This is a genomic window from Polyangiaceae bacterium (assembly GCA_015075635.1).
Lineage (GTDB): Bacteria > Myxococcota_A > Polyangia > Polyangiales > Polyangiaceae > JADJKB01.
On the sequence record JABTUA010000001.1, the window covers coordinates 2,283,950 to 2,302,981 of the forward strand.

The window sequence follows — 19,032 nt, forward strand, 5'->3', positions numbered from 1 at the left end:
CTACCCGACCGGCAGTCCACCTTCGCCGTAGTCCACCACGCGCACTCCGCGCCGGTGCTTCGCGGCTTCGGTGGCGACGCGGAGCTTCTCGTACAGGGCGACCACGTCGGTCCGGAGCGCGTCCAGCCTGAGCTTGGGGCTGGTGCTGTCGATGGCCTCGAGGACCACGTTCCCCGTGCCCATGATGCGCTGGCCGAACGGGCGCTCCACCACGTAGTCGGTGATGCGGTACAGATCGACCTGCTCCAGCTTCTTCGAGAAGAGGCCGATCTCCACCACGATGCGCTGGGTGGTGATCTTGTAGTGCTTGGATTTCGCGCGCAGCCACAGGAACGGCAGCGCGAGCCCCAGCGTGACCATGCAGAGCAGCAGCATCCCCACGCCGGGCACCAGGGCAGGGGAGCCCTCGAACAGCACCTGCTCGCTGGTGGCGTCCGGCGGCGCCGGGGTCTGCTCCGCGCTCAAAGCCGGCCTCCGAGCCGCAGGCCGCCCGGGGTCACCGTCAGGTGCAGAGGGGCGGCCGCTGCTGGCTCGGACTTCTTGCGCGACAGGAGCGCCCAGGTCACGCCCCCGGCGGCGACCACCGTTCCCGCGATGAGCAGCACGTTGGCGGTCGTCGCCATGCTCTTGGCGCTGTCGTATTCGTCCTGCGCGTCCGCCGACACGGGGTTGTCCTGAGCGTCGTCACGCTTGCTCTTGGCCTGAAGCCCGACGAAGAGGCCTGCCCCGACCGCGGCCACGCCGACACCCGTCACGACCCACGGCAGCACACCGGGGCCCTTGCTCGACTTCACGGGCTCGGGCTTGGGCTTCGCCGGCTCCGGCGCCTTGGGGGTCGTCGTCTCCGGCTGGGTGCGCGCCTTCTCCTTCTCGATCTGCGCCTTCAGGGTTTCCATGCGGCGCTCGAGGGCCCCGCGGTCCTTGGCGTTCGGGGCCTTCTCCAGGTACTTGGTATAGGCGTCGATGGCCTTCTGGTTCTCGCCGAGGCCCTCGTAAGCGCGGCCCAGGTTGTAGAGCAGGACCGCCTCGTCGTGCAGGGAGTACGCGCGCTCGAGGAGCTGCGCCGCCTCGTCGAACTTCCCCTGGCGGTAGAGGTCCGCGCTCTGCTCGAAGAGCTCCAAGGCCTCGGTCTTCGGGTCTTTCTTGGCTTTGGGCTGAGCTTCAGCCGACAATGTGGGACACCCGATTACCAAGGCCAGAAGGACGCCCGGTAGAACCCTTGTGACGATGCGAGGCATTTTGCTAGGCTTGTTCGCTTGAGAGCATAGCAGGGGGAATGGGCGCAGCGGAATCAACTAGCTTGGACACCATCGGCCGGTACGAGGTCGTCGGACGCCTGGCGGTGGGCGGCATGGCCGAGATCTTGCTCGGAAGGCTGCGCGGCCCGAGTGGATTCGAACGCGCCGTCGTGATCAAGCGGATTCTGCCGCACCTGGCCGAACAGCCCGCTTTCGTCGACATGTTCCTGGACGAGGCCCGCCTGGCGGCCCGCATTCAGCACCGAAACGTGGTGCAGGTGCACGAGCTCGGGCAGGACGGGAAGAACCTGTTTCTCACGATGGAGTACCTGGAGGGCGAGAACGCTGCCGGGATCATCCGTCGCAGCCTGCTGAGCGAGCAGGAGATCGGGGTCGCGCTGTGCGCTTACATCGTGGCCGAAGCCTGCGCCGGCCTGCACGCCGCCCATGAGCTCAAGGATCCGGACGGGCGCCCGCTGAACCTCGTTCACCGGGACGTCTCACCTCAGAACATCTTCGTGACTTACGGCGGTGGGGTCCGGGTGCTCGACTTCGGGATCGCCAAGGCGGCGGACCGCACTGCCCACACCGAGGTGGGGCAGCTCAAGGGAAAGTTCGAGTACATGGCCCCGGAACAGTGCCGGGGCAAAGCCATCGACCGGCGCTGCGACGTCTTCGCCCTGGGCATCGTGCTCTACGAGCTGCTGACCCGGAGGCGGCTCTTCAAGCGGGACACCAAGCTGGCGGTGCTCGAGGCCGTCTGCCGAGAGATGCCCGCGCCGCCCAGCAAGGTCATCGAGGGCTGCCCGGAGTCGCTCGATCGGGTGGCGATGAAGGCCTTGGCGAAGCGCGCCGACGACCGTTACGCGACGGCCGCCGACATGCGCCGGGACCTGATGGCCGTGGTGCGGGAGCTGCTCGGAGTGGACGACCCGGAGGACGCTCTGGTCGGGATGATGCAGCGGCTGTTCGGCGACCGCATCGCCGAGAAGAACGAGATGTTGCGCCGGGTTCGCGCCGGCGGCTCCGTGGGCGCGGTGCCGACCGCCGAGGCGGACGCCGCGGTGGAGATCCCGGAGCTCGAAGGGATGCTGGCGGACACCGGGGCTTCCGGCGTGGGGTCGAACCCGCGCGGCCAGCTGGAGAGCGGCTTCACCTTCGGCGGGTCGCACGCGGGCTCCGGAGTGGACGCGCTCGCTCAAGCGGCGGCGCAGAAGCGCAAGACGCAGGCCGCGATCGTGGCGGCCATGGCCGCCGCCGGGACGGTGTTCGTGCTCGGCATCGTGATCGTGGTGCTGAGCATGCCGAAGCCCAACGGGGTCGCGCTGAGCCAAGGGACGGGAGCGCTGCGGGTCCCGGCGTCGTTCTGGGCGAAGCCGGAGCCGCCGGCGCCCCCGGTGGCGAGCGAGGTCGTGTTCAAGGTGGTCAGCAATCCCGCCGGCGCCACGCTGCTCGTGGACGGCGTCGAGAAGGGCCCGACCCCCATCGAGGTCAAGCTGCCGCGGGGCGACCAAGCCGTCGAGCTGACGCTCAGGCGCGAGGGCTACGCCGACGCCGTCGAGAAGGTCACGCCGGACGAGAACCAGCGCTTCCGCGTCTCGCTGACCCGCGAGAAGGCGAAGGGCGGCGGCGCCGCACCAGTCAAGCAGACGGGCGGCGGCTTCCACCGCTTCGACTGAGGCGCCTCGACGGCGGGCGCCTCGGGTGCCATATCCGGGGCTCGCCATGAGCCTGGTCCCGCTCCGCCGCCATCGAAGCGCTCCGTCGCCGAGCGAGCTCCGGGCCTTCTTGCCGACCTCCCGCGCGGAGATGGACGCCCGGGGCTGGGAAGAGCTCGACATCCTGATCGTGACCGGCGACGCCTACGTGGATCATCCGGCGTTCGGGCCGGTGCTGATCGCGCGCTTCCTGGAGGGGCGAGGCTACCGCGTGGGCCTCTTGGCTCAGCCCCGCTGGGACGGTCCCGAAGCGCTCCGGGTGATGGGGCGGCCGCGCCTCTTCGTCGGCGTCAGCGCCGGCAACCTGGACAGCATGCTGAACAAGCTCACCGCGCAGAAGAAGGTGCGCTCCGACGACCAGTACTCGCCCGGCGGGCGCCCGAACCAGCGCCCGAACCGCGCGAGCATCGTCTACGCCAACCTGTGCCGGCAGGCGTTTCCGGGCCTGCCGGTGGTGCTCGGCGGGATCGAGGCGTCCCTGCGGCGCATCGCGCACTACGACTACTGGTCGGACTCGGTGCGGCGCTCCGTGCTGCTCGACGCCAAGGCGGACCTCCTGGTGTTCGGCATGGGCGAGCGCGCCGCTTGGGAGATCGCCCAGCGGCTCGCGGCCGGCGAGCGCGCGAGCGACCTCCACGACGTCCGAGGCACCGCGGTGGTCAAGAAGAACCCGGCCGAGTGGCAGCCGCTCGCGGACGCCCCGAGTCGCTTCGTGACGGACGGCAAGCTGGTGGTCTTGCCGTCCTTCGACGACGTGAGCCGTGACAAGCGCGCGTTCGCCAAGATGACGGCGCTCTTCCAGAAGGAGACGAACGCCCACAACGGGCGTCCCTTGCTGCAAGTTCACGGTCAGGAGGCCGTGTACCTGAACCCGCCTGCGTTGCCGCTGGCGGAGGCCGACATGGATGGCCTGTACGCGCTGCCCTTCGCGCGGCGCCCGCACTTCTCGTACGGGCAGGAGCGCATCCCCGCCTTCGAGACCGTCAAGCACTCGATCGTGACGATGCGCGGCTGCTTCGGCGGCTGCACCTTCTGCAGCATCACCGAGCACGAGGGCCGGATCATCCAGAGCCGGTCGGAACGGAGCGTGCTCGACGAAATCCGGCAGCTCTCCCGCATGAGCGGCTTCTCCGGGGTCGTGACCGACGTCGGCGGCCCCACCGCCAACATGTACAAGCTGCACTGCAAGGAGCCGAAGATCGAAGCGGCGTGCCGCCGGCTCTCCTGCGTTCACCCTGGGGTGTGCGAGAACCTCGTCACCGATCACGATCCGCTCGTGCAGCTCCTGCGCAAGGTGAGGCGCGAGAAGGGAGTGAAGCGAGTCTTCATCGCCTCCGGCGTGCGCTACGACTTGGCGGTGAAGAGCCCGGCCTTCATCCGCGAGCTCGCCGAGCACCACACCGGAGGGCAGCTCTCGGTCGCGCCCGAGCACGTCGATCCCGAGGTGCTCGACAAGATGAAGAAGCCCGGAGTCGAGACCTACGAGAGGTTCGCGCAGGCGTTCTGTCAGGCCAGCGACGCCGCCGGCAAGGAGCAGTACCTGGTGCCGTACTACATCACCGGGCATCCGGGCTCGACGCTCGCGGACACCATCGAGCTCGCGCGCTACCTGAAGCGGAACGACATGCGCCCGCGCCAGGTCCAAGACTTCATCCCCACGCCGATGGCGGTGGCCACGGCGATGTACTTCACGGGCCTCGACCCGTTCACGGGAGAGCCGGTGCCGGTGGCGCGGGAGCTGCGCGACAAGCGGCTCTTGAAGGCGCTGATCTTCTGGTGGGATCCCGAGCACTGGCCGCTGGCCCGGGAAGCGCTGAGAAAGGCCGGCAGGAGCGACCTGATCGGCACCAGAGACAGCGCGCTGATCCCGCCGGCTCGTCCGGCCCGGGAGGGACCGCCCAAGGGAGGATGGTATAAGGGCGGACGTGTCGAGCGAGGGCCACGGACGGCGTCCCACGGGCGTGCCCAAGACGCTCAAGGCGGAGGAGGGCGTGCAGAGCGAGGTGATGCGCCGCGTGAAGGCGCCGCACCGCCCCGTGCTGGTCGTCGTCAGCGGTAGCGAGAAGGACGTCGGCAGCCGCGTGATCGTCGATCGCACGCTGCTGCTCGGGCGGGATCCCGACGCCGCGCTCACGCTGTCGGATGGTCTCGTCTCCTGGCACCACGCCAGCATCGACGATCGGGGCGACGCCTGGGCGCTGGTCGATCTCGGCAGCACCAACGGGGTCACGCTGAACGGTGAGAAGGTCACCGACGCTGTGCTCTCTCCCAACGACAACATAGTGCTCGGGACGACCGTGGTCCGCTTCGAGCTCCAGGACGGGGTCGCGCAGGCCTACAACCAGGTCGTCGAACGCTTGCTGAACATCGACGACCTGTCCGGGCTGTTCGTGCGACGCAAGTTCGACGCCGAGCTCGAGCAGATGATCGACGCCGCCAAGCGCCAGAGCAAGACGGTGGCGCTGCTGGTCATGGACCTGGACGGCATCAAGAAGATCAACGACACCCACGGGCACCTGTTCGGTGCCTACGTGATCGGCGCGAGCGGCAAGCTCATCGGACAGGTCGTGGGCCAGCGCGGCATCGGATCGCGCTTCGGTGGGGACGAGTTCTTGGCGGCGCTGCCCGGGTTCGAGGCGGAAGCGGCGGTCGGCGTGGCGGAGGAGATCCGTGCCGCGATCGGCTCACACCCGTTCGAGAAGGACGGCATCCCGCTCAGACCGGGCATCTCCATCGGCGTGGCGACGTTCCCGGCGGACGCGGCGGACGCGAAGGACCTGTTCCAAAAGGCGGACGAGGCGCTGTACCGCGCGAAGCAGGGTGGTAAGAATCGCGTCTGCCGCTGACTCCTGGAGAGAGCGATGTCGGAAGATAACGTCTTCGTGATCAATCACCCCTTGATCCAGCACAAGCTCACGCTGATGCGGAGGAAGGACACCAGCACCAGCTCGTTCCGCGCGCTCTTGCAGGAGCTCAGCATGCTGATGGCCTACGAGGTCACCCGCGACCTGCCGCTGGTGATGGAGGACATCGAGACGCCGCTCTCGCCGATGCGAGCGCCGCTGCTCGAAGGCAAGAAGATCGTGCTGATTAGCGTGCTCCGTGCCGGCACCGGCATGCTGGACGGCATGCTGCGCATCGTGCCGAGCGCTCGAGTCGGTCACATCGGCCTGTACCGGGATCCCAAGACGCTGGAGCCGGTCGAGTACTTCTTCAAGGTGCCGAGCGAGATGCACGATCGCGACGTGATCGTCATGGACCCCATGCTGGCGACCGGCAACAGCGCCGCCGCAGCGGTCGCCCGCGTGAAGGCGACTGGGCCCAAGAGCGTCAAGTACGTCTGCCTGCTCGCCGCGCCCGAGGGCATCGCCACGTTCCGGAGGCAGCACCCGGACGTGCCGATCTACACGCCCGCCATCGACGAGCGGCTGAACGACCACGGCTACATCCTGCCGGGGCTCGGTGACGCCGGCGACCGGCTCTACGGCACCAAGTAACACGGGGTTCGGAGAATTTGCGCCACGACGCCACGACGCCACGACGCCACGACAGAAGAAGAAGATTTGGTGTCAGACCCGAGAGAGCCTCGCCCGATGCGATGCTCCTCTTGCCCCGAGCGCTGATCCCAGCGCGTCGTCCGACCTGACCGGGGATCCCGGGTCGCTCGGAGAACTTGCGCCACGACGCCACGAGGTCACGACGCCACGACAGAAGAAGAAGATTTGGTGTCAGACCCGAGACCGCCTCGCCCGACGCGATGCTCCTCTTGTCCCGAGCGCTGATCCCAGCACGTCGTCCGACCTGATCAGGGATCCCGGGTCGGAGGCTCGCGGGCGAATCCAAGACCCGAACGGCGAAGCGCCCAAGGGCGCCAGGGTTCGCCCTTTCCGGGGGCACCTGGAGTCCGGGTGACCGAGTCTCTCGCTAGAGCGCGCTTTCGATGTGCGCGCAGGCCTCGCGCAGCACCTTGATGCGTGCCAGGCGCTTGTCCTCCGCCTCGATCAGGATCCACGGCGCGTACTCGGTGCTGGTGCGCTCGATCATGTCGTTCGCGGCGCCTTCGTAGGCGTTGGTCTTGGCTCGGTTGCGGTAGTCGTCGGGCCCGATCTTGTACTGCTTGTATGCCTCGCGCTCGCGCTCCTGGAAGCGCCGGAGTTGTTCGTCGCGGCTGATGTGCATCCAGTACTTGAGCACGATGATGCCCTTTTCGACGAGCTGCTCCTCGAAGTCGTTGATCTCCTTGTACGCACGCATCCAGGCCCGTTCGCTGGCGAAGCCTTCAACGCGTTCGACGAGCACGCGCCCGTACCAGCTGCGATCGTAGATGGTGAACTTGCCCAGGCGCGGGAGGTGACGCCAGAACCGCCACAGATAGTGGTGGGCGCGCTCCTCGTCGGTGGGCGCGGCGATGGGGATGACGCGGTAGGCCCGCGCGTCCAGCGCGCCGGTGATGCGCCGGATCGCGCCGCCCTTGCCGGCGGCGTCCCAGCCCTCGAACAGCATGAGCACGCCGCGCTGGCGCTTCTGCACCTTCCGCGACAGGCGGTTCATGCGGCCTTGCAGCTGCTCGAGCTCGCGCTCGTAGCTCTTGTCGTCGATCTTCTTGGACAGATCCAGGGAGTCGAGGATGGTGTGGGGGTCCGGCAGGTCGGTGGAGGCGGGCCGCCCTTGGGACGAAGGTAGGGGGTTCTTCAGGCGCTCGCGGATGCGGTCGAGGACGTGCTCGGCGACGGCGATGTCCCGGAAGCGTGCGTCGCCGCTCTCGATCACGGTCCAGGACGCCTCCCCGGTGCTGGTCTCGCGGATCATGTGCTCGCAGCTCTTGCGGATGTCGTCGTAGCGTTCGTGGCGCTTCCAGTCCTGCTTGGTCACTCGCCAGCTGGTGTCCGGGTTGTCTTCGAGCTTTTCGAAGCGCTTCTTCTGGACCTTCTTGCTGATGTGGAGCCAGAGCTTGATGATGAGCGCGCCGTCGTCAGCCAGGTTCTTCTCGAACGTGCTCGCGCGGCGCAACGCGGCGTCGAAATGGTCGTCGCTGACGCGTGCGGAGATCTTCTCTTCCAGCGCCGGCGCGTACCACCCTCCGAGGAAGATCCCGATGCGACCCTTGGGCGGCAGCGCCATCCAGTAGCGCCAGTACTCGGGGCGCTCGCGCTCGTCCTGCGTGGGCTCGTCCGTCGCGTAGCTGACGAGCCCGCGAGCATCCATCCACTCGAAGAGCCGGTTCATCGACTCGCCTTTGCCCGCGCCGTCCACGCCGCCGAGCACGATGAGCACGGGGAAGTCCGCAGCCGAGAGCTCCTGCTGGACCGACAGGAGCGCGATGCGCAGTGCGCGCGCGCGCTCCGAGAACTCTTCCTTGTCCAGCGTGCGCCCGAGCTCCGCGGTTTCGAACATGTCCCGATCTCTACCGCCGGCCGCGCGGCGGCCGCGCGACTATCGAGCCCTCCTGCGGCGCAATTTCTGCCCGGCTCTCCGGCCCAGCCTGGGCGAGGCACGGCGCAAATGCTCAGCACCGATGTCGTCGCGTCCAAAACCCCGCGAGTCTGTTAGCGTTACTGGCCCGGGGACTGTCGAAGGGACGAATGGCGAACACCAAAGGGAGCAGGGGGCCAGGCAGTCGCATCTTGCGGATCGAGGAGCTCGACGAGCTGCTCGATGGTCCCCTCGAGAACCCACAAGCGGTGCTCGACACGCTGGTGAACGCCGCCGCCAAAGGCCAGGTCTTTCCAGCCCTGTTCGAGAAGCTCCACGCCGTGGCGACGGCGCAGGACAAGGTCGCCGACCTCGCCTTCGCGTACGAGAGCCTGGCTCAGGATCGGCGGGTGAAGCTCCTCGGTCCCGAGGCCCAGGCCGCGGTGTTCCTGCAAGCGACGCACTTCTTCGCGGACATCTTCGGCGATCCCGACGGCGCAGTGAGTTACGCCGAACGCGTGCTCACGGCCCAGCCCGGGCATCCAGAGATTGTGGCGAAGCTCGAGAAGATCTTCGGCGACGCGGGCGACGACGCGCGCCTCGCCAAGCTCTACCTGGATCTGGCGACCCACGAGCGAGATCCAGCCAGCCAACACCGGCGCCTCAGGCAAGTGATCGAGGTCGCCGCCGACGTGCCGAGCCTGGGCGAGGTCAGCATCGACGCGCTCACGCGGCTGCACAAGCTCGATCCCGCGGACAGCTGGGTACGCGACACACTCGAACAGCGGCTGGTGCGCTCGGGCAAGCAGCGCGAGGCGGTGAAGATCCTGGAGGCCGCGCTCGCTCGAGATCCGGCCCCGTCCGAGGTCGAGGCTTTCCAGATCCGCTGCCGGCTGCTCGAGCTCTACACCAAGGACATCGGCGAACCTCACCGCGCCGTCCCGCACATCGAGGCGCTGCTCGCGCAAGCGCCGGAGCACGCCGAGGCGCGGCGTGCGGCGGAAGCGCTCTTGGACAACCGCGCGGTCGCCGCGCGGGTGGCCGCGGCGTTGTCGGACGCCTACTTCAAGCTGGGTCTGGCCGATCAGGCCGCGGCCATGCTGAACCTCGAGCTCAAGACGGTGCGCGGGCCGCGCCGCCTGGAGGTGCAGCGCCGCCTGGCGTTCATCAAGCAGGACGGCGGCGATCCCGCGGGTGCGCTCGAGCTCCTGGGGCCTGTGGTGAGCGCGGAGCCCGGCGAGGACGAAGCTCGGCGGCGTTTCGTCGAGCTGTCTCTGAGCCTGAACCAGCCCGCCGAAGCCGCGAAGCTGCTCAATCGCGCCCTCGGCACCTGCAAAGACCCGGCGGTGCGCGCCCGCGTCGGCGCGGAGATCGGCACCGTCTACCTGCGCTCCGGTGACGTGAAGCGCGCCGAGGCCGCGTTCAAGCAGGTCGTGGAGGACGGCAGCGACCCCGCCGCGACCCTCACTGCGGCTCGCCACCTGACCGAGCTCGCCGACAAGGCTGGCGACTCGAAGGCGATCGCCGCCAGCCTCGAGCTTTGGGTCCGGCTCGAGACGGACCCGGAGCAGCGCAACGCTGGTGCGCGCCGCCTCGCGAAGCTGGCCGAGGGAGAGCTGAACGATCCCGGCAAGGCGATCACGGCGTACCGTGCGCTGGTCGACTCACCTTGGGCGGACGACTCGCTCAAGAAGCTCCAAAGCCTGTACGAGGAGGCCGGCGACTTCGAGGGGCTCATCGACGTGACCGAGCGCCGGGCCGCCCGCGCCAAGGAGCCGGGCGAAGGCCGCCACTTGATGTTCCGCGCGGCGGAGCTTCGCACCACGAAGGGGCGGGACAAACACGCCGCGCTCGCCGCCTGGCGCGCGTACCTCGCTCGGTTCGGTCCGGCCCGTGACGCTCACGCCCAGATGATCCCGCTGCTCGAGCAGGAAAAGCAGTGGAAGGAGCTGGCCTGGGTGCTCGAACGGGACATCGAGCAAGCTCCGCTCACCGAGTGGGTCGCGCTCTTGAACCGCCTAGCGCAGCTGAAGATCTCGCGCTTGGACGACGTGACCGGTGGCCTCGAGGCGTACAAGAAGGCGCTGGAGACGGACCCGACCGACAAGGTGAGCCGGACCGCGGTCGAGAAGCTGCTGCTCTCCGGCTCCGCGCGGCTCGCGGCGGCGGACGTCCTCGAGGGTGTGTACCGCGACGAGGAGCCGGGCACGGGCCTGCTTCGCGTGCTCGAGACCCGGGCGGAGCTGTCAGAGGACCGGGCGCTCTGCCTGGCAGCGTTCGAAGAGGCGCTGCGCATCGCAGAGAGTCACCTGAAGGATCCCACGCGTGGGCTGGAGCTGGCGGGGCGGGCACTCGGCCTGGTGGTCGAGAGCTCGCGTGACGCGATCCCGACCTGGCTCGAGCGCGTGCAGACGCTCGGGACGGAGTCCGGTCGCCCCTTGGAGAAGGCAGCAGCGCTCGCTCGAGCACTGGCGGACCACGCCGTCGACAGCCCGGAGATGCTCGCGCTGGCCAGCGCCGCGGCTGAGGCGCTGGTCGCCGCTGGCGATCCCCAGCGTGCCACGGCGGTCTACCGCCGTGCGCTCTCGTTCGAGCCTTCGAACCCCGAGTTGCTCGCCCGCATCGACGAGCTGCTCGCGGAGCAAGGCAGCCCGGAGGAACGCCTCACGCTGTATCGCGACGCGCTCGGGCGCGGGCCCGAAGGCGAGCGCAAGAAGCAGCTGCTCCACTCCATGGCCCGGCTGCTCGGCAGCGAGCTCGGCCGCCCGGACGAGGCGGTCGCCATCTGGCACCGAGCCCTGGAAGACGACCCGAGGGACGCGGTCGCCCACCAGGCGCTGGTCGAGAGCTACGGCCAGAGCCGCGAGCTCGCGCTGCTCTACGCCGAGCTCGAGCGCGCGCTGGCCTTCCACGAGGGCGAGCGCCGGAACGCCACCCTGCTCCGTATGGCCGAGGTCGCCGCGGAGACCGACAGCGGCAGGGCGCTGGAGCACTACCGGGAGCTGCTCGCCCACGCGGAGCTCTCCGACACGGTGCTCGAGAACGTCGAGCTGCTCGCGCACTCCAACGGTGACGCGGAGACGATGAAGAGCGTGCTCGAACGGCGCATCGCCGTAGCCGGGGCGCCGGAGGATCGCGCTCAGCTCTTGGAGAAGCTCGGCCTGGTCCAAGCCAAGCAGCTCGTGGACCCCGAGTCCGCTGCCAAATCCTGGCTCGAAGGCGCGCGCGCCGCCGACGCCGCGGGCGACGACGAGCGGGCGCGCCGCATGTACGAGCGGGTGCTCGGGGTGAGCCCCGACGAGGCGGAGGCTGCGCGGCGGCTGATCGAGCTGTATGCGGCGGCCGGCGCCTGGGAGAAGGTCCCGGAGGCCTTCGGCGTCCTGCACCGGGCGGGGGCCGACGAGCGGGACGTGGTCGCGCTGCTGCTCTCGCTCGAGGGCGCCGCCGTGCAGGCGAACGCTGTCGAGGTGTTCGTGGTGCTGACCGACGGCGTGCTCGCGCGCGAGGGTCTGGACCCCTCTCGCATGCGTCAGGTGCTGCTCGCGCGGGCGCGCGTGTTGGCCGCCACGGCCGACCATCGCGACGAGGTCGCGGAGATCTACCGTCGGGTGCTCGAGGGCGGGAGCGAAGACGTGCAGGCGGCCGCCGAGGCGTTCACCGTGTTCCTCGCGACCAGCGAGCTGACGGCGGCGCGGGTCGCCGACCGGCGCTGGCTGTTCGAGTGGCGCGCGTCACGCGCGGCGGATCCGACCACGGTGCTGATCGCGTGGGCGCTCGCCGAAGAGACGACGCTCGGCAATCCGGCAGCGGCCATCGAGCTCTACAAGCGCGTGCTCGATCGCGACCCGGAGCGCCTGGACGCGCTCTCGCAGCTGGCTCGCCTGCAGTCCACCCATGGAGACCCCGAGGGTGCGCTCCAGACCTTGCAGAACCTGCGCGAACGCTCCGAGGGCGAGCAGCGGACCACGGCCGAGCTCGGCATGGTGTCGCTCTGGATCGAACGCCTGGGCCGACCGAAGGACGCACTCGGGACGCTGGAGCGCCTGCTCGACGCCGCTCCCGGGGACCCCGAGGTGATGCGGCTGGTGCGCGCTGCGCTGTCGTTCGACGAGGCCCGCGCGGAAGCAGCGATGCTCCTGGAGCGGGTTGCGGAGAACGCCGAGACGCGCGAGGCCCGCGCCGAGATGCTTCAGTCGCTGCTCGACGTCTCGCGCGGCGTGGACGCTCTGGCCGACGCCCGCGGGCGCTGGTATCGCAAGCTGCTCGAGTGCCGCGAGGACGACGACGAGGCGACGCTCGGCATCGCGCTCGGCGGCGCCGAAGAGGCGCCGGGCCAGTCGGATCTCTGGGACGCCGCGGAGCGCGTGGCGCGCCGGCTGAACCGGCCCGATCCGGTGGCCGAGGCCTACGCGCGAGCGCTCGACCGACAGCTGGCTCCCGAAGTGGCCGAGGAGCTCGGGCGCCGCTTCGTCGAGTTCAACGAGGAGTGGTTCGAGGACGCCGAGCGGGTCGTCTCGCTCCTGACCCGCGTGCTCGAGCTGTGCCCGGGCGCAGACTGGGCCTTCGATCGCCTCAAGCTCGCCTTCAACAACTCGGCGCGCTGGCCCGAGCTCTTCGAGCTGTACGACCGCGCGCTCGGGCGCGAAGCGGACCCCGCTCGCAAGATCGAGCTCTTGCGCGAGGCGGCGATGGCGGCGAAGGACTTCGCGAACGACGCCGACCGCGCCATCGACTACCTGGAGCGGCTCGACCAGCTAGCGCCCGGAGACGCCCGCATCGAGGCCTCGCTCGAGCGGCTCTACGAGCGCGAGGGGCGGACGCGACCCTTGATCGCGCTGCTCACGCGGCGGCTCGGCCCGGCGAGCGGCGCCCTCAAGGGCGATCTCTTGGTGCGCCTGACTCGGCTCTGGCTCGACCTGGGGGATCCGGTCGAGGCGTACGGCCTGCTGGAGAAGCTGATGGCGGACCCGAGCCCCAGGCCCGAGCTGCCGGAGCTGCTCGAACGCCTGGTCGCGCTGCCTTCGGCGCGAGAGTCGCTGGCTCCGAGCGAAGAGTCGAAGAAGAAGAAGAGCAAGGCGAAGAGCGTGCGCCACGCCGCTGCCGAGCTCCTGCGCAAGCGCTACGAGGCGGCGAGCCAGATCGGAGACGTCGCGCGCATGCTCGAGGTGGAGCTCGAGCTCGCCGACACGAAGCAGGAGCGCGTCTCCCGGCTGGAGAAGATCATCCAGCTGAAGCTCGACTCGGTCGGCGACTACCAAGGCGCGTTCGAGAGCGTCGCGCAGTTGGTCGCGCTCGAGCCCCACGAAGCCTTGCACCGGGTCCGGCTCGCCGAGCTGGCCGGTCGCACCGGTGATCACGAACGTCGCGCGGAGCTCCTGACCACCATCGCGGACGGCGCGAGCGACGCCGATGTTCGGCTCGATCTACTGCTGGAGGCGGCCTCCGCGCGCAAGACCGAGCTCGCTGACGCGGCCGGGGCCAGCGAGCTCTACCAGCGGGTGCTGGCGGAGGCGCACGACGACCGCGCGCGGGCGCTCAGCGCCGCTCGCGAGCTGGATCCGTTGCTGGAGGCGGCGGGCAAGGCCGCCGACCGGGTCACCGTGCTGGAGAAGCTGGCAGAGCTGGAGGACGAGCCCGAGCGCAGGAAAGCGGCGCTCGGCGCCGCGGCGCGCGTGTCCGGTCGCGCGCTCAAGGACTGGGAGCGTGCGGTGCGCGCGTGGCGTGCCCGTCTCGCGGACGACTCGCGGGACATGGAGGCCCTGGACGGGCTGGCGGATGCCGTGGCCGCCGCCGGAAACTGGCCCGAGCTGATCGAGGTGCTCACGGCGCGAGCGGCGCTCTCGCCACCCGAAGCGGCGCGCCGAGATCGCACCTTCGTGGCGCGCTTGTGGGCAGATCAGCTCGGCGATCGGGCTCGCGCCATCCAGGCCTGGAGGTCGATCCGGGCTGAGCTCGGCGCGGACGCCGAGAGCTACGAGGCGCTCGCGGGGCTGTACCAAAGCGACGAGAGTTGGCCGGAGCTCGCCGCGCTCACCGCCGAAGAAGCAGCAGCAGCGGAGGACGCGGCGCGCCGCACGGCATTGACGATCGAGCTCGGAAATATCCACCTGGCTCGCACCGGCGATCTGGAGTCGGCGCTAGAGGCGTTCGTCGGCGCCGGAGCGTGGGATCGCGCCCTCCTGGTGCTCGATGCCAAGGCCGATCGCCCGCGCGCCAGGGCGCTGGCGGAGAAGCTCGCCAGCGCGGCGATCGCAGCCTGGACGGCTGGTGAGGACCCCGAAGCGCACGCGGGCTCTGGCGCCGGAGCGGCGGCCCTCGCCACGCTGGAGGTTCTGGGTAAGCGACTGGCGGACGACGGCGATCACGCCGCGGTGGTGGCGCTCTACCTGCGCGGGACCGAGCTCCCGTTCCCGAAGGACAAACGCCGGGAGCTCCTGTTCGAAGCCGCGTGCCTGTGCTCGGACCGGCTCGCCGACGCGAGCCAAGCGCTCACGCACTTTCGCGAGCTCTTCGCCGAGGATCCGGCGGACCGCGTAGCGCAGGGCGCAGTCACGCGCTTCGCGCTGCTCTTGGAAGAGCAGAAGCTGGACGGCGAGATCGCGAGCTTCTGGGAAGAGCAGGCGAAGGCTCGGGCCAGCCTGGGCGATGCCGGGGCCGCGGCGGCGCTCTACGCCCGCGCCGCCGAGATCGCCGAGAACAGGCTGGGGGCTCCCGACCGCGCCATCGCGAACCACGCGGCAGCAGCCGAGCTGGGCAGTGAGTCGTCCCTCGACGCGCTGGCGCGCATCCACGATTCGGAGGGCCGACCGGCGGACGCGGCTCGGGCGCTGGAGCGGCTGTGCGAGCGCTCGAGTCGGGACGAGCTCGGCCCGCGAGCGCTGCGTCTGGCCGAGGCCTATCTGCGCGCCGGACAGCCCGATCTGGCGCGGGCACGCCTCGAGCATGCCGCGCAGAACGCCCTGGACGCGAGCGCGGTGCGGCAACGTCTGGCGGAGCTGTACCGCGCGCAGCGAGCGTTCGGGCCGCTGGCCGAGCTCTTGGCCACTGAAGCGAAGCGCGCTCCCGACGCGAAGGCGCGGCTCCGCCTCCTGCAGGAGACGGCTCGAATCCACCTCGACCGTCTGGACGACCCCGGCGCTGCGATCCCGCTCCTCGAGCAGGCCATCGAGCTCGCGCCGGACGAGCCCTCGCTTCGGCTCGGGTTGGCGGCGGCGTTCACCAAGGCGTCGCGCTTCGACGATGCGCTCGGGGTGCTCAAGAAGCAGATCGAGCGCTACGGCACTCGCAAGCCGAAAGACCGGGCGCTCGTACACTTCCAGCTGGCACGGGTCTCGCTCGCCGCGGGGCGTCGAGCGGAAGCCATCGCCGAGCTCGACTTCGCCAACAAGATCGATCCGGCGCACCCCGGCATCCTGCAGGCCCTGGCCAAGCTGGCGTTCGAGGAGGGCCAGCTCGACCGGGCCGAGAAGCAGTATCGCGCGCTCCTGCTCGTGCTGGGGCGCGATGACGAAGACGCGCCGAGCCGGGCGGAGGCGCTGCTCGACCTGGCCGAAATTGCCGGCAAGACCGGCGACTCCCTGCGCGCGGCCGAGCTGGTGGACTCGGCGTTCGAGGCCGCGCTGGAGAGCGCGCGCGAGGCGGATGCGCTGGAGGCGACGCTCCGGCAGCGCGGGCGTTACGACCTCCTGGCGCGCTCCGTGGAGACGCGACTCGGACAGGCCGCATCGCCGGCGGAGGCCGCGCGGGCGCTGGCGGATCTGGCTTTCCTGCACGCCGAGCACCTCGGCGGACTGGCCCAGGCCGAGGCGCGGATCCGCGAGCGGGCCAAGAGCATTCACCGCGGGCTCGACGAGAGCCCCAGCTCGGACGATCGCGCTTGGGCGGCGCTGGGGCGCGTGTACGACTGGCTCGGCGACGCGAGCGCGGAGGCAGAGGTGCTCGAGCGCCGAGTATCCGGCGCGCTTTCCTCGGGTGACACCAGCATCGAGACCGACGCCTTCTACCGTTTGGCCGAGATCCGGCTGAAGGATCCGCCCGCGCTCGCCCGCGGCATCGAGGTCCTGGAGCGCGCGCTGGAGCGAAGCCCCGATCTCGAGCGCGCCGAGCGGCTCCTGCGCGCCGCCGTCCAGGCTCACCCAGGGGACTCCTCCCTGGTGATGTTGTTCGAGCGCGTCGCGCGCGCCAAGAACGACGAAGCGACGCTGGCCGAGGCGCTCGCGCTCGTGGTGGCGCTGCCGGGAGCGCACGCCGAGGCGCTGCGCGAAGGCGTGGCGCTGGCAGAGCGCATCGAGCGCGTCGATCTCGCGGAGTCGCTGCTCCGGACCGCCATCGGGGAAGGCGACGCTTCCGGGCTCTCGGACGCGGACGCGGCGTGGACGCTGTGCGAGCTCGCGGATCTGTGCGACGAGAAGGGGGACCTCGCGGAAGCCCTCGGCCTGCGCGAACGCGCAGCGAGGCTCCTGCCCCCGGACGAGTCCCGGGCGCTGCTCCTCACGGTGGCGCGGCGCGCCGCCGCGGATGCCGGCGACGCTGCCCTGGCTCGGCGCATCTACGAGTCGCTCCTCGGGCAAGACGCTGCCGACCGCGAGGTGTGGGAGCCGCTCGCGGCCGTGTACCGCAAGCTCGGCGCGCTGGAGGAGCTGGTGCGGCTGATCGAGCAGACCGTGCCCCTGGTTGAAGAGCGCGACGACCGCATTCAGCTCCGGCTGGAGCAAGCGGAGATCTTGCTCGACGAGGGCAAGAGCCACGACGCGACCAGCATCTTGCAGGAGATCCTCGACGAGGACCCCGGGCAGCAGCGCGCCGCCGATCGGCTGCTGTCGATCCTGGACGCGGCGGGGCAGCGCGACCAGATCGCCGCGCTCCTGGTGACCCAGATCGACAGCGCCAAGGACCGTCAGGACGTGCCGCGCATCGTCGCCTGCTCGGTCCACCTGGGCAAGCTGCTCGAATCGCAGGGTCGTGCGGACGACGCCTACGACGTGTACAGCGCAGTGCTCGAGTGGGACAAGAGCGATCGTGAGGTGGTCCAGTCGGTGCTCCGCCTGGCGGAGCTCAGGGACGACCCCTACGTCATCGCCGACGCCCTGGAGGCGCTGCTCCGGGTGGAGCGCGGCGACGCTGCGGTCGAGCTCGCGTCCCGCCTGGTCATGCTGCGCAACGACATCAACGACGAAGCCGGCGCGCAGCGCGCGCTCGAGCTCGGGTTCGTCGCCAGTCCGACCACGGCGGAGCTGCGTGATCCGCTGCTCGAGCGCTACGCCGCTTCGGGGGATTGGGGCGGTGCTGCCCGCCTGCTCAGAGATGCCGTGAACGTGGTGCCCAACGATCGGGAGCTCTTGGGTCGCCTGATCGAGGCGCACCAGCGCGCCGGGGAGTCCGACGTGGCCCTTCAGATCCTGGAGGCCCTTCCGGGAGAGGTCGGCCGGGATCCCGACGTGAGCCGGGCGCGAGCCGCGCTCCTCTCCGAAGTCGGGCGGGACGACGAGGCGGTGCAGGCGCTGGAGGCGGCCTTCGCCGTCGATCCAGACGCGGCCTACGACCTGGTCGCGGCCCTGGAGCGGGCCATCTCCCGTGCCGAGCCGGAGCGTGCCCGCGAGCTCGGGCTGCGGCTCGCGGAGGTGTTCGAGCGCTCTGGTGACGTCGAAGCGGCGCGCGTTCGCCTGGGTGAGCTCGCCAAGCAGCTGGGCAAGGACCGCGAGGTCGTGCGCAGGTTGGCCGAGCTGGAGTCCCGGGCCGAGCGCTGGGACGCCGCCAGCATGGCCTACCGCAAGCTCATCGCCCTCGAGGACGGTGAGGCACTCAGCGAGGCGGCGCTCGCGCTGGCTGACGCTTGCGAGCGCGCCGGCCGCTTCGGCGACGCTCGCGGCGGCTTGGAGCGCGCCCACAAGCTCGCTCCGGGCGACGCGCGTCTGCGGGCTCGACTGCGCGCGCTCTACGAGTCGATCGGCGACAACCGTGAGCTCGCGCAGTTCGTGTTGGAGGAGGCATCAGCCGAGCAGCAAGTGCAGCGACGCTTCGAGCTCCTGCTCTCGGCGGGCAACCTCCTGCTCATGCCCGATGGCGATCCCGGTCGTGCCGTGGAGGTCTTGGCCGAGGCCCGCGGGCTCGCGCCAGACGACACCGAGGGCAGCGTGCTGTGCGCGCGGGCCTACGCGGCCGTGGGACGCGGCGAAGAGGCGATGGCCTTGCTCGGCGAGGTCGTGGCTTCCTTCCGCGGTCGTCGCTCCAAGGAGCTCTCGCCCGTGTTTCGGGAGATGAGCCGAATCCAGCTCGCGGAGGGCGACCTGAGCGACGCGCTGGCTTCGCTCACCAAGGCCTTCGAGATGGACATGAAGAACTCCCGGCTCGCGATGGAGCTCGGACAGCTGGCGCTGGACATGGACGAGACCGAGGTAGCTGGCCGCGCCTTCCGCGGGGTGACCATGCTGCGCACCGGCGAGGACGACTCCGGAGAGCCCGTCACCATCGAGCTCAAGGCGCACGCGCAGTATCAGCTGGCGCTGCTCGCACAGCGCGCTGGTGACCCACGGAGAGCGCGCATGCTCGCCAGCAAGGCGCTCTCCGACAACCCCGAGCACGCCCTGGCGCGCCAGCTCCTGTCCGAGCTCGAGGGGGCGTGAGCGCTTGACGATGCCGGGTCACTCGGCTCTGATGGCGGCGAC

The 19,032-nt window shown here is 70.1% G+C and carries 8 protein-coding genes; 5 read left to right on the forward strand and 3 right to left on the reverse strand.

Going from position 1 to position 19,032, the window contains the following annotated elements; genetic code table 11:
- Together HS104_10320 and HS104_10325 are read right to left on the reverse strand one after the other, a co-directional pair.
- The gene (locus HS104_10320) at window positions 1-465 is read right to left on the reverse strand and encodes a PH domain-containing protein (GenBank protein ID MBE7480362.1); all 465 of its coding nucleotides are present in this window, start codon (window positions 463-465) and stop codon (window positions 1-3) included.
- Complete coding sequence (locus tag HS104_10325; GenBank protein ID MBE7480363.1) at window positions 462-1,172, reverse strand: tetratricopeptide repeat protein; 711 nt, start codon at window positions 1,170-1,172, stop codon at window positions 462-464. The genes HS104_10320 and HS104_10325 overlap by 4 nt, the downstream gene beginning before the upstream one ends.
- A 104-nt stretch (window positions 1,173-1,276) precedes the next feature.
- Between HS104_10325 and HS104_10330 the strand changes: the two genes are divergently transcribed.
- Genes HS104_10330 through upp form a run of 4 tightly spaced genes read left to right on the forward strand, consistent with a single transcriptional unit; the run spans window position 1,277 to window position 6,453 of the window.
- Complete coding sequence (locus HS104_10330) at window positions 1,277-2,917, forward strand: serine/threonine protein kinase (protein ID MBE7480364.1); 1,641 nt, start codon at window positions 1,277-1,279, stop codon at window positions 2,915-2,917.
- A 46-nt stretch (window positions 2,918-2,963) separates the two neighbouring features.
- Window positions 2,964-5,015 (forward strand): YgiQ family radical SAM protein, encoded by a 2,052-nt coding sequence (locus tag HS104_10335; protein MBE7480365.1) that lies wholly within the window; start codon window positions 2,964-2,966, stop codon window positions 5,013-5,015.
- On the forward strand, window positions 4,918-5,802 hold the full coding sequence (locus tag HS104_10340) for a GGDEF domain-containing protein (GenBank protein MBE7480366.1): 885 nt from the start codon (window positions 4,918-4,920) through the stop codon (window positions 5,800-5,802). Before HS104_10335 ends, HS104_10340 begins: the two co-directional genes overlap by 98 nt.
- Before the next feature lie 15 nt (window positions 5,803-5,817).
- Window positions 5,818-6,453 (forward strand): uracil phosphoribosyltransferase, encoded by a 636-nt coding sequence (gene upp, locus HS104_10345; protein ID MBE7480367.1) that lies wholly within the window; start codon window positions 5,818-5,820, stop codon window positions 6,451-6,453.
- A 427-nt stretch (window positions 6,454-6,880) separates the two neighbouring features.
- Here upp and pap read toward each other — a convergent pair whose 3' ends face one another.
- The gene (gene pap, locus HS104_10350) at window positions 6,881-8,350 is read right to left on the reverse strand and encodes a polyphosphate:AMP phosphotransferase (GenBank protein MBE7480368.1); all 1,470 of its coding nucleotides are present in this window, start codon (window positions 8,348-8,350) and stop codon (window positions 6,881-6,883) included.
- 188 nt (window positions 8,351-8,538) lie between these two features.
- Here pap and HS104_10355 point away from each other — a divergent pair, with 188 nt between their 5' ends.
- Window positions 8,539-18,990, forward strand: coding sequence for a tetratricopeptide repeat protein (locus HS104_10355; protein ID MBE7480369.1), 10,452 nt, complete (start codon window positions 8,539-8,541; stop codon window positions 18,988-18,990).
- The last annotated feature ends 42 nt before the right edge of the window (window positions 18,991-19,032 follow it).

Coding starts and splice junctions, on each gene's coding strand:
- HS104_10330 (MBE7480364.1), top strand. CDS start 1,277: ATGGGCGCAGCGGAATCAACTAGCTTGGACACCATCGGCCGGTACGAG.
- HS104_10335 (MBE7480365.1), top strand. CDS start 2,964: ATGAGCCTGGTCCCGCTCCGCCGCCATCGAAGCGCTCCGTCGCCGAGC.
- upp (MBE7480367.1), top strand. CDS start 5,818: ATGTCGGAAGATAACGTCTTCGTGATCAATCACCCCTTGATCCAGCAC.
- pap (MBE7480368.1), bottom strand. CDS start 8,350: ATGTTCGAAACCGCGGAGCTCGGGCGCACGCTGGACAAGGAAGAGTTC.
- HS104_10355 (MBE7480369.1), top strand. CDS start 8,539: ATGGCGAACACCAAAGGGAGCAGGGGGCCAGGCAGTCGCATCTTGCGG.